Below are 11,284 nucleotides of genomic sequence, written 5' to 3'. Positions count from 1 at the left end.
CGATCACCTGCCGGTGATCGCGCCACCGCCCGCCTCGCTTCGGCGTCCGGTCCGGCAACAACGGCTCTATCCGCGCCCACTGCGCGTCAGTCAACGGCACGACCAGACCAACGATCCGATGATCGGAAAGAAACGCCCTAAGCCGAGCGGCCCCTGCCGGAAGCGTCGGAAGCGCCGGAAGCGCCCGAAGCGGCGGGAGCCGGGGCGGTCGAGGACCGCAGGACCAGCGAGGTGGCCAGCGGCGGCACCGGAGCGACCGGCGCACCGCGCAGCAGTCCGGCCAGCGCCGCGACCCCGGCCCGGCCCAGCTCCTCCCCGGGCAGGTCGACGGTGGTCAGCGGCGGGGCGAGCAGCCCGGCCACCGGGATGTTGTCGATGCCGACCACCGAGAGGTCGACCGGCACCCGCAGCCCGAGCTCGGCGGCCGCCTGGTAGACGCCGGAGGCGACCACGTCGTCGTCGCAGATCACCGCGCGCGGGTGGTCGGGGCGTTCCAGCAGTCGGCGGGCGGCGCTGCGGGCGGCGGGCTGACCCTCGTTGAGGCTGACGCCCAGCTCGACCACGTCCAGGCCGAGTGCCTCGGCGGCCTGCTCGAACGCGGCCTGGCGGATCCGGAAGGTGTACGCGGAGTGGGTGGAGCGCAGCCGCCCGACCCGGCGGTGGCCGAGCCCGGCCAGGTGCTCGACGGCGGCGCGCATCCCGCCGGCCACGTCCAGCTCGACCGTGGGGCGGGCCAGGTCGGTGCCGGGGTCGGCGTCCAGGAAGACGACGGGGGTGTCGGCGGGGAGTTCGCCGAGCTGGCTGTCGTCCGGGGAGCAGATCAGCAGGCCGTCGAAGCGGCTGGTGGTGGCGGCGTCGGCGAGGGTGGCACTGCCCCAGCCGGAGCTGACCACGACGGCCAGCCCGTGTCGGCCGGCCTCCTCGTGGACGCCCTCCAGCACCCGGCCGAAGAAGGGGCCGAGGATGTTGGGCACCGCCAGCAGGATCATGCCGCTGCGGCCCAGCCGCAGCTGCCGCCCCGCCGCCTGCGGGCGGTAGCCGAGGCTGCGGGCGGCCTCCCGGACCCGCTCCCGGGTGGCGTCGGAGACCCGGCGGCCGGCCTCGGCGCCGGAGAACACCAGGGAGACGGTGGCCTGCGAGACCCCCGCGAGCCGTGCCACGTCCCGCCCTGTGGGCTTGCGCACGGCGGCCGGCCAGGTGCCGCTCACGACGCCGGAGCCCTCCGCCTCGTGAACGCCGTCAGCGCCGTGAACGCCATGAGGGCCGTCAGCACCAGGCACCTCACGAGAGCTCTCAGCGCCGGAGGTCGGACCGGCCGGAGTCCCGTGCGGCGGTCCCGGGTCGGGGGCGTCGGACACGGTGGTCAGTTCGGCAGGGCCGCCGCGCGGGCGGCGTCGTCGGCGGCGTCCTCCTCCGCGTTCTGGGCGGCGATCCGCTCGGCCGTCCGGTTGCGGAGGCCGGTGACCTTGCCGGAGATCTGGGCCGACATGTCGTCGCGCTGCCTGCTCAGCAGGACGTAGCTCAGCGGCGCCGAGATCACCGCGGCCAGCAGGAAGAGGAAGATCACGCCGGCCTGGCCCCTGACGGGGATGACCCCGAAGTGCCCGAGCAGCAGGGCGACCAGCAGGCAGCCGAGGAAGATGCTGACGCGCATGGAGGTGTAGCGGAGCGTGGCGTGCGACTTGTTGCTCACAGGGCTGCTCACGGGGACACGTCCTTCTCTGCGCGGGGCTGGGCCGGTCTCCCAGTGAAGCATGCCCAACGGGCGGCGCGGGGAACGGGTCTCCCGATCCCCGCGCCTGGTCCGCCCGCCCGCACGGGCCCGGACCGGAGCGCCTCAGCGCAGGTCGAGCCACATGGTGATGTCGTCGCGGTCGTCCCCGGGGGCGACCCGGATCGCCCCGGGCACCCGGCCGACCTCGGCGTAACCGCAGCGGCCGTAGAAGGCCTCCAGTCCGAGGCCGCCGCGCGCGGTCAGCCGCAGGCCGGCGAGGCCCCAGGCCCGGGCGGCCCGCTCGGCCTCGGCCATCAGGTCGGCGCCGTAGCCGCGGCCCTGGAAGTCGGGGTGGACCATGACCCGCTTGAGCATCCGCCAGTGCTCCATCAGGCCGAACCGCATGGACTCGAAGAACAGCAAGCCGACGAGCCTGCCGCCGTCCTCCTCGCGGGCGATCAGCAGCCGGTCCGGCCCGTCCGGCCCGAGGCCGGCGAACTGCTCGTCGGCCGTGTCCCAGACCGCGTCCTGCGTCACCGGCGCGACGAAGCCGACGGCACCGCCCGCGTTGGTGACGTCCGTCCAGAGCCGCACGATCTCGGTGCGCAGGTCGGGGTCCGGCTTGGGGTCGAGGGTGAAGACCAGTGTCATGATCCCCGAGCCTACTGGCCCCTTACGACAGGACCGGAACGGGACGGTCCGTTCGGCCCCCGCGCAGCGCCAGGCAGAGCAGCACGGCGACCGCGCAGAGTCCGCCGGCCGCGTACCAGGCGAGGTCGTAGGTGCCGAGCGCGTCGCGGGCCAGGCCCGCCAGGCCGGCCACCACGGCGGCGCCGATCTGGTGGCAGGCCAGCACCCAGCCGAAGACGATCGGCGCGTCCTCGCCGAAGTGGCGGCGGCAGAGCGCGACCGTCGGCGGCACGGTGGCCACCCAGTCCAGGCCGTAGAAGATCACGAAGGCCAGGATCGGCGGCTCCAGCGAGCCCTCGAACAGCCGCGGCAGCAGGAGCAGCGAGAGTCCGCGCAGCGCGTAGTAGACGACCAGCAGCCACCGGGAGTCGAAGCGGTCGGTGAACCAGCCGCTGGCTATCGTCCCGACCACGTCGAAGACGCCGACCAGGGCCAGCAGGCTCGCCGCCGTGGTGACGGGCATGCCGTGGTCGTGCGCGGCGGGGATGAAGTGGGTGCCGACCAGCCCGGCGGTGGTCGCGCCGCAGATCGCGAAGGAGCCGGCGAGCAGCCAGAACGCCCGGCGGCGGGAGGCCTCCCGGAGCACCCGCAGCGAGCGGGCCAGCGCCCGGCCGTCCGCCTTCGGGGCGGGCGGGGCCTCGGTCGCACCGTACGGGAGCAGGCCGAGGTCGGCGGGCCGCTCGCGCATCAGCAGCAGGACGGGGACGGCCACCGCGCTGGCCGCCAGCGAGACCACGACCACCGCCGAGCGCCAGCCGTGCTGGTCCACCAGCCAGGCGCCGAGCGGCAGGAAGACCAGGTTGCCGGCCGCCCCGGCGGCCGTGAGCACACCGGTGACCAGGCCCTGGCGGGCCTGGAACCAGCGGCCGGTGATGGTGGTGGCGAAGGCGCCGGCCATCGAGCCGCTGCCCAGGCCGACCAGCACGCCCCAGCAGAGCACCAGTTGCCAGGGCTCGCGCATCAGCATGGTGAGGCCGGAGCCGACCGAGATGGTCAGCAGGGCGCAGACCACCACCAGCCGGACCCCGAAGCGGTCCATCAGGGCGGCGGCGAAGGGGGCGGTGAGGCCGTAGAGGGTGAGGTTGACCGAGGTGGCGCTGGAGATCGTCCCCATCGACCAGCCGAACTCGTTGTGCAGCGCGTCCATCATCAGGCTGGGCGCCGAGCGGAACCCGGCCGAGCCCAGCAGGACGACCAGGGCGACGGCGGCGACCACCCAGGCGTAGTGCGGCCGGGCGGCGCGGGGCCCTCCCGGGGTGGGCGCATCGGCGCGGGCGGGGGTACCGGCGGCGGAGGAGGCAGGGATACCGGCGGCGGCAGGAGTGGGGCTACCGGCGGCGGATGTGGGGGTGGTCCGTTCGTTCACCCGGCCGAGTCTCCCGGTCGGCTCGAACAGCGACGAGTGGCCTGACTGCCAGGTTCCACAAGGATCGGGCCACCGCCCCGCGTACGCTGGGGCGACGAACCGGACGCAGGAGAGGGGTGCGCGGTGGCGCACAAGGTCGCGGTACTGGCGCTCGACGGGGTGATCGCCTTCGAACTGGGCATCCCCTCAAGGATCTTCGAGTCGGCCAAGGACCCCGCCGACGTCCCGCTCTACCAGGTGGCCACCTGCACCGTGGACGCCCAGCCGGTCGCGACCAGCACCGACTTCCGGATCGCCGTCGACCACGGGCCCGAACTCCTGGAGCGGGCCGACACCGTGGTGGTCCCGGCCGCCAGGACCCCGGGGCCGAAGGCCGGCCTGCTCGACCCCGCCGTGGCCGCCGCGCTGGCCCGGATCCGGCCCGGCACCCGGCTGCTGTCGATCTGCACCGGCTCCTTCGTGCTGGCCGCTGCCGGCCTGCTGGACGGCCGCCCGGCCACCACCCACTGGCGCTACACCGACAGCTTCGCCGCGCTGTTCCCGAAGGTCCGGCTGGACCCGGACGTGCTGTTCACGGACGACGGCGACGTGCTCACCTCGGGCGGGGTGGCGGCCGGGGTCGACCTCTGCCTGCACGTGGTGCGCCGCGACCACGGCAGCGCGGTCGCCAACGCGGTGGCCCGCACCTGCCTGGTGCCACCGTGGCGCGAGGGCGGCCAGAAGCAGTACGTGGAGCTCCCCAGCCCGTCCCCCGAGGCCGGCTCCGGCACCGCCACCGTCCGCGCCTGGGCGGTGGAGCACCTGGACCAGCCGATCTCGCTGCGCCAACTCGCCGCCCGGGCGGGCATGAGCGTGCGGACCTTCACCCGGCGGTTCCGGGAGGAGACGGGCGCCAGCCCGGGCCAGTGGCTCACGGTGCAGCGCACCGAACGGGCCCGGCAGCTGCTGGAGCGCACCGACATGACGATCGACCAGGTCGCGCGGGAGTCCGGGTTCGGGACGGCCGCCTCACTGCGGCTGCAGCTGCGCGAACGGCTGGACGTGGCACCGAGCGTCTACCGGCGGACCTTCCGGGCGGTGGAGCAGCCGGGGTGACGAGCGGTCGGGCCGACAGGACGGCGGCGCCGAAGGGCAGCTCTTCAACAGGTGGCCGGAAACCGCCTCCCCCGGCGAACGGATTGGATGGCGGCAGGCCGCACGCACCCCGAGCACGGCACGGCAGGCCGCCATCCAACCTCGACGCACGGGCCCTGAACCCGCGTCGCCGCCCTCCGCACTCGCCAAGGAGCCAGCGCACGACCGGCAGACCACGGCCCCCCTGCTGACATGATCCCCCTGGACAGCAGCACCGCAGCGGCGTTCGGGTGTTCCCTCGGCGTCCCCTCGCAACGGAGAGCTGCTCCCAAGAGTGATCAGTCGGATACGTCACGTCAATGGGTTGTCCGAAATTCGGAATGGTTGCGTCAGGTTTCGGCCCGTTGATCGTCCGGACCTCACTGCGCCAGCGCGGCCCAGTCCACCGCGGTCAGCGGGTCCACCACCGTGGCTCCCGCGCCGATCTCGCACCAGACCCGCTTGCCCGAACCGTCCGGATACCAGCCCCAGCGGTCGCAGAGCAGCTCGACCAGCTCCAGGCCGCGCCCGTTGGTGGCGTCCTCGTCCGGGCCAGCGTGCCGCGGGGCCGGCGCCGCCTGACTGGCATCGGCGACCTCGACCCGCAGCGGGCCGACCGTCGCCGCCTCGCGCACGCCCTCGCCCCGGCCCGCCGCCCCGCACCCCGCCTCGTCCACCGGGAGGCAGAGCCGCAGCACCGCCGGACACCCGGTGTGCACCACGGCGTTGGTGACCAGTTCGGAGACCACCAGCACCACCGTCTCGGCGAGCGGCGCGTCCGGGTCGACCCCGTGGTTCAGCAGCCGTGAGCGCACCCAGCTACGAGCCCGGCCGACCTCGGCGGGGTCCGCCTGCACCGCCAGCTGTACTTGAAGAACCTGCACCGCTCCACCACCCGCACTCGCAGTTCGGCCATCGTCTCGATCGGGCCGGATCGTCCTGCCGGGGCCCTGGAGACGCCCTGGCGCTCACCGAAGACCGGGCCACCGCACACCTCGCCCGCGTCATCTCGTCCGTCGCGCACTGGCTGCGACACGAATACGCCTCAGGATGATTCGGCGGACGGACCGCAGCAAGCGCTTCGGGCATATTCCAGCGATCGGGGGACAGGGCAGTGCATACTGTCCCGTTCACTCATCCGAGCCTCGTACCGGCGATCGTCCGGCCGGGCCCGACCTGCCGGACACGCAGTGGCGAACCTACCGCCGGACACCCCCGACACCGCGCCCGCCACTCGCGAACCACCCGTGCGACATATGTCCAACGGCCTTCGAACAGCGGCTTCGGCGGCAGATCCCATGGACGGCACACCCCATGGACGACAGATCCCATGGACGGCAGATCCCATCGGCGGCACATCCCATCGGCGGCAGATCCCACGATGTGACGATCCGAAACTGCGCGTTCCATTCTGCGCGGAATCCGCCCGTCCCCCGAAGGCCGCAAGATACCGTTGGGTAAGCCAGCGAGCCCACGTCAGAAGGGTGGTTGACGATGGCCACCCCCGGCAGCGCCCCGCGCTGGGACGAGCAGCTGCAACGGCGCCTCGCCCGGGGCGAGGAGACGGCGCTCGGCGAACTGTACGACCAACTCGCCCCGATGGTGCACGGTCTGGCCGGGCGGATACTGGCCGACCAGGCCGCCGCCGCCCAGCTCACCCGCGAGATATTCGCCCATGTCTGGGAGCACCCCGAGTCCTTCGACCCCGCCCAGGGCTCGCTGCGCTCCTGGCTCGGCGCCCTGACCCACCGCCGCGCGGTGGACCGGCTGCGGGTGCGGCGCGCCCAACAACCCGGCGCCGAGGGCCCGGTCGAGGAGGAGATCCGGGCCGTCGCCACCGCCGCCCGGGTCCAGTACGTGGTCGACTCCCTGCCGCAGACCCTGCGTGAGACGATCGCCGTGACGTACTACGACGGACGCACCTACCAGGAGGCGGCCCGCCGGCTCGGCATCAGCGAGCAGACCGCCAAGCAGCGGATGCGGCTGGGTCTGGAGCTGCTGGCCACCGAACTCGCCGAGGAGCGCGCCCGCCAGCGGCAGACCGGGCAACCGGGCGGGAGCGAGGACGGGGGCACGTGACGATCACCGAGGAGCAGCACGAGGCCCTGCGCTCACTGCTCGGCGCCTGGGCCCTGGGTGCCTGCCCGCACCGCGAGGCCGCCGAGTTGGAACGGCACCTGTCGGCCTGCCCCTCCTGCGCCTCGGAGGCCGCCCGGCTGCGGGACGCGGCCGGCTGGCTCTCCGTGGACGAGCCGCTCGACCAGCCGGGCGCGCTGCGCCAGCAGGTGATCGACTGGTGCCTGACCCGCCGCCCGGCCGAACTGCCCGTCCCCGGCTGGGGATCGCCCTACACCGCCGAGACCGCCAAGCTGGACTCGCTGCTGCGCGACCTCGGCCCGGAGGAGTGGCAGGAGGTGGCCGAACTCCCCTGGCACGGCGGCACCGACCGGCTGCGCCCGGCCGAGGTGCTCTGCCATCTCACCGCCGTGGACGGCTATCTGGCCCGCGCGCTCGGTCTGCCCGACCCCGTCCCCGGCGGCCCGCCCGTACCGGCCGCCACCCGACGGGTCCCGCCGCAGGACGGCGAACCCGCCCCGTCCGCACCCCGGGTCCCGCCGCAGGGCGGCCCGTGGGCCGGCATCACCGAGCGCACCGCCCGGATGATCGCCGAACAGTCCGGCCGACCGCCGCAGTCGGTGCGGGCCCGGTGGCGCCGGCTGACCCACGAGCTGGTCCGCAGCGCCGCACTGGCACCGCAGGGCAACACGCCCGTCGACTTCGGCTTCGCCACCGTCCCACTGCGCGACGCCTTCGTCGACCGGGCCTTCGAGTGCTACGTCCACGGAGAGGACGTGGCCCGCGCGGTCGCCTACCCGTACGACCCGCCGGCGCCGCAGCACCTGCGGCAGATGGTCGACCTGGCGGTGCGGATGCTGCCGCTGGCCCTGGCCGGGCTGCGCGCGACCGCGCCCGCCGGCTCGTCCCCGGAGCCCCGGAGCGGCGCCCGGCAGGGTCGGCGGCTGCGCCTGGTGATCGACGGTCCGGCGTCCGGCGAGTGGCTGATACCCCTGGACGGCCCGGAGAGCGGCCCGCCCGGCGGGGAGCCGGTGGCCTCGATGGTGCTGGACGGGCTGGAGTTCTGCCAACTGGCCGCCGCCCACCGCGACCCGGACCGGGTACCCGTCGGCGAGCACGGCGACCGGGCCGCGATCCGCGAGGTGCTGCGCGCGACACCGCTGCTGTCGCGCCCCTAGGGCCTGTCTGCCGGACCGGCCCCGGGGCGCGACGGCCGTGTGCCCGGTCGGTCAGGCGAAGACGACGGTCCGGGTGCCGTTCAGCAGCACCCGGTGCTCGCTGTGCCACTTCACCGCGCGCGCCAGCGCCTGGCACTCGACGTCCCGGCCGAGCGCGACCAGCTGGTCCGGGGTGATGTCGTGCGTCACCCGGGCCACCTCCTGCTCGATGATCGGGCCCTCGTCCAGGTCGGCGGTGACGTAGTGCGCGGTGGCGCCGATCACCTTCACACCGCGGGCGTGCGCCTGGTGGTACGGCTTGGCGCCCTTGAAGCTCGGCAGGAAGGAGTGGTGGATGTTGATCACCTTGCCGGACAGCGCGGTGCACAGGTCGTCCGACAGCACCTGCATGTAGCGGGCCAGCACCACCAGGTCGACGTCCTCCTTGGCCACCAGGTCCAGCAGCTGCTGCTCGGCGTCGGCCTTGTTGGCCCGGGTGACCGGGATGTGGTGGAACGGGATCCCGTAGCCCTCGGTCAGCTCCTGGAAGTCCGTGTGGTTGGAGACCACCGCGGCGATCTCCACCGGCAGCGCACCGATCCGGGTGCGGAACAGCAGGTCGTTCAGGCAGTGCCCGAACCTGCTGACCATCAGGACGATCCGCATCTTCTCCTCGGACGGGTGGATCTGCCAGTCCATCCCGAACGAGGCACCGATCGCGGCGAAGCTGGCCCGCAGCTTGTCCACGGTGACCGGCTCGGCGGCGGAGAAGTGCACCCGCATGAAGAACAGCCCGCTGTCCCCGTCACCGAACTGCTGGCTGTCGATGATGTTGCACCCGGTCATGAAGAGGTAACTGGAGACCGCGTGGACGATGCCCTGCTTGTCGGGGCAGGACAGCGTGAGGACGTACTGGGCGCTGGCCGTCTGCTGTTCCACGGTGGGGTTGTCCCGTCCTGAGATCGTGCCGGTATGGGTGGTCCAGCGTGTCACATCCCGGACAGCGGGCGTCCGGGGTGCCCGCACTGCGGGACGCACTGCTCGGACCGGGCTCGGACCGGGTTCAGCCCGGAGTCGGCCCGGAGTCAGGCCGGGCCCAGACGGGGCTCCGGCCGGGCTCAGACCTGGGTGAGGATCCGCAGGACCTCCAGCGAACGCGGCGGCGCGTCCGGATCGTCGCCGTCGTTGAGCGCCAGTTTCAGGTGCGCCTCGCGGGCGGCCCGGACGGCCTCCGGCCAGCCGTGGTGGCCGAGGTACTCGGAGGCCGGGGCGTCCGCGCCGACCTGGTGCAGGATCCGGAGCACCCGGAGCACCGCGACGTCCACCACGGCGGCCTCGGCCGAGTCGCGGAAGATCGTCCCCACGTACTTCTCGGCCGACCAGCGGTCCAGCCAGGTGTCCTCGACCAGCCGGTAGACGGCGTCGGTCACATCGCCGAAGCCCTCCCGGCCGGACAACCAGGTGTCCTGCTGGAATCCGGGGTCGGACAGCATGTGCAGCGCCGAGCGCAGTCGGGCTCGCCAGCGCCACCAGGGCAGGTCGTTGAGCGGCATGCCGCCCATCGTGCTGGAGCGGTGCCCCGGACGAGAAGGGTTTCGGGCAGACCGATACGAAGAATCTGTGCTGGCGGACATGGAGAAAGATCGTACGTTCCCCGACCGTTAGCGTTCTACTCCCGATCTACACGCGTCCCCACCCGGAGTTCGCCCGGCGTTGGCCGTTCGTTTGGTTTTCGTCCCTCTCTCCTTGTGGCATGCGGGCTTGGCTGGTTCCAGTGCGCGCATAGGCGCCCGGGAGGGAAGACCGATGACCAGCCGAAGGGGCTCGTCCCAGGATCAGCACCCGATAGCGGATCGGCGCCGCCGGCGCCCGATCGCCGCAGCGGCCACCGCGGTGGCCCTGCTCCCAACCCTCTTCACGGCCTCCGCGTGCGGCGGACCGGCCGACGCCTCCACCGGCAGTGGCGAACTCACCGTGATGACCTGGGCCCCGGCCGGGACCGGCACCGCCGACCGGCCCGGGATGACCGCGCTGGCCGAGGCGATCGGCCGGGACATCAACGCCAAGGGCGGCCTGAACGGCCGCCGACTGCGGGTCCTGACCTGCAACGAGCACAACACCCCCGGCGGGGCGACGGCCTGTGCCCAGCAGGCCGTGGACGCCAAGGCGACCGCCGTGATCGGCTCCTACAGCCAGTTCGGCGACAACTTCATGCCCATCCTGGAGCGGGCCGGCATCCCGCTGATCGGCGGCTACGGGCTCTCCACCCCGGAGTTCAGCAGCCCGCTGTCGTACCCGGTCGACGGCGGCATGCCGGCCCTGATCGGCGGCAGCGGCCGACAGCTGGTCGACGCCGGCTGCCGGACGGTCTCGCTGGTCCGCCCGGACACCCCGGCCGGCGACAACCTGCTCGGCTACCTGGCCAACGCGCTCAAGCCCGCCGGGATCAAGCTGCTGGACGTCAAGGCGCCGGAGCAGTCCACCGACTACTCGGCGGTCGCCCGCAAGGCGATCGGCAAGGACGAACCGGCGAACTGCCTCACCAGCGCGCTCGGCGCCGAGCCGACCGGCAGCCTGCTGGACTCCTACCGCCGGCTGAGCCCGAAGAACACCCGGATCGCCTCGGTGATCGGCAGCGTCCAGCAGTCGGTGGTCGACTCCACCGGCGGCGACAGCGGCCCGCTGGCCGGTGCGTACGTGACCAGCTGGTACCCGCCGGAGTCGGCGAAGATCTGGGACGCGCTGCGCTCGGTGGCCCGCACGGACAGCGCGGGCGTCGCGATCGACGTGGCCGACCCCGGGGTGCAGACCACCTGGGTCGCGTACGAGGTGTTCCGGCAGGCCGCCGAGCGGCTGGCGGCGGCCGGGCGGACGCTCGGCGCCAAGTCGCTGACCGCGCTGCTGGACAGCGGGGACCAGATGGACGTCGGGATCACCCCGCCGCTCAGCTGGGGCACCACCAACATGCTGGCCAGCACCGAGTCGCCCCGGCTGGTGAACACCTGGGTCACCTACCAGGTGGTCAAGGGCGGTCGGATGACCCTGCAGCAACCCGGCTTCGTGGACGTCCGCTGGGTGCTCACCGGGAGCAAGCCACCGGCCTGACCTACGCCGAAAGGGCACCGAGCGGCACCGAACGACGCGGGGCCGGACCACCCTGGTCCGGCC

The 11,284-nt window shown here is 73.4% G+C and carries 11 protein-coding genes; 4 read left to right on the top strand and 7 right to left on the bottom strand.

Going from position 1 to position 11,284, the window contains the following annotated elements; all coding sequences use genetic code 11:
* Positions 1-137 precede the first annotated feature (137 nt).
* The 4 genes from ACGFZP_RS35540 to ACGFZP_RS35525 form a co-directional block, all read right to left on the bottom strand.
* On the bottom strand, positions 138-1,208 hold the full coding sequence (locus tag ACGFZP_RS35540; protein ID WP_392940837.1) for a LacI family DNA-binding transcriptional regulator: 1,071 nt from the start codon (positions 1,206-1,208) through the stop codon (positions 138-140).
* A 155-nt stretch (positions 1,209-1,363) separates the two neighbouring features.
* Entirely contained in the window at positions 1,364-1,705 is a 342-nt protein-coding gene (locus ACGFZP_RS35535) for a DUF4229 domain-containing protein (protein WP_392940836.1), read from the bottom strand.
* A gap of 132 nt (positions 1,706-1,837) precedes the next feature.
* The gene (locus ACGFZP_RS35530) at positions 1,838-2,365 is read right to left on the bottom strand and encodes a GNAT family N-acetyltransferase (RefSeq protein WP_392940835.1); all 528 of its coding nucleotides are present in this window, start codon (positions 2,363-2,365) and stop codon (positions 1,838-1,840) included.
* Between the two features lie 22 nt (positions 2,366-2,387).
* A complete protein-coding gene (locus tag ACGFZP_RS35525; RefSeq protein ID WP_392940847.1) occupies positions 2,388-3,710 on the bottom strand; it encodes an MFS transporter in 1,323 nt (440 codons plus the stop codon).
* A gap of 183 nt (positions 3,711-3,893) precedes the next feature.
* On the opposite strand from ACGFZP_RS35525, the gene ACGFZP_RS35520 reads away from it, so the two are divergent.
* Positions 3,894-4,865, top strand: a complete 972-nt coding sequence (locus ACGFZP_RS35520) for a GlxA family transcriptional regulator (protein ID WP_392940834.1) — start codon at positions 3,894-3,896, stop codon at positions 4,863-4,865.
* 398 nt (positions 4,866-5,263) lie between these two features.
* Here ACGFZP_RS35520 and ACGFZP_RS35515 read toward each other — a convergent pair whose 3' ends face one another.
* A complete protein-coding gene (locus ACGFZP_RS35515; protein WP_392940832.1) occupies positions 5,264-5,767 on the bottom strand; it encodes an ATP-binding protein in 504 nt (167 codons plus the stop codon).
* A gap of 610 nt (positions 5,768-6,377) precedes the next feature.
* Between ACGFZP_RS35515 and ACGFZP_RS35510 the strand changes: the two genes are divergently transcribed.
* Both ACGFZP_RS35510 and ACGFZP_RS35505 read left to right on the top strand, forming a co-directional pair.
* Positions 6,378-6,962 (top strand): sigma-70 family RNA polymerase sigma factor, encoded by a 585-nt coding sequence (locus tag ACGFZP_RS35510; RefSeq protein ID WP_392940831.1) that lies wholly within the window; start codon positions 6,378-6,380, stop codon positions 6,960-6,962.
* Positions 6,959-8,137 carry a zf-HC2 domain-containing protein gene (locus tag ACGFZP_RS35505; RefSeq protein WP_392940829.1) on the top strand — a complete coding sequence of 393 codons (1,179 nt, stop codon included), beginning with the start codon at positions 6,959-6,961 and terminating at the stop codon, positions 8,135-8,137. The genes ACGFZP_RS35510 and ACGFZP_RS35505 overlap by 4 nt, the downstream gene beginning before the upstream one ends.
* A gap of 51 nt (positions 8,138-8,188) precedes the next feature.
* Here ACGFZP_RS35505 and purU read toward each other — a convergent pair whose 3' ends face one another.
* Positions 8,189-9,055, bottom strand: a complete 867-nt coding sequence (gene purU, locus ACGFZP_RS35500; protein ID WP_392940827.1) for a formyltetrahydrofolate deformylase — start codon at positions 9,053-9,055, stop codon at positions 8,189-8,191.
* Between the two features lie 179 nt (positions 9,056-9,234).
* Positions 9,235-9,750, bottom strand: a complete 516-nt coding sequence (locus ACGFZP_RS35495) for a hypothetical protein (protein ID WP_392940826.1) — start codon at positions 9,748-9,750, stop codon at positions 9,235-9,237.
* Between the two features lie 172 nt (positions 9,751-9,922).
* On the opposite strand from ACGFZP_RS35495, the gene ACGFZP_RS35490 reads away from it, so the two are divergent.
* A complete protein-coding gene (locus ACGFZP_RS35490) occupies positions 9,923-11,221 on the top strand; it encodes an ABC transporter substrate-binding protein (RefSeq protein WP_392940824.1) in 1,299 nt (432 codons plus the stop codon).
* Positions 11,222-11,284: the final 63 nt, after the last annotated feature.

This window comes from Kitasatospora sp. NPDC048239 (assembly GCF_043202015.1).
Classification (GTDB): Bacteria; Actinomycetota; Actinomycetes; order Streptomycetales; family Streptomycetaceae; genus Kitasatospora.
This window is presented reverse-complemented; position numbering and strand designations above follow the sequence as displayed.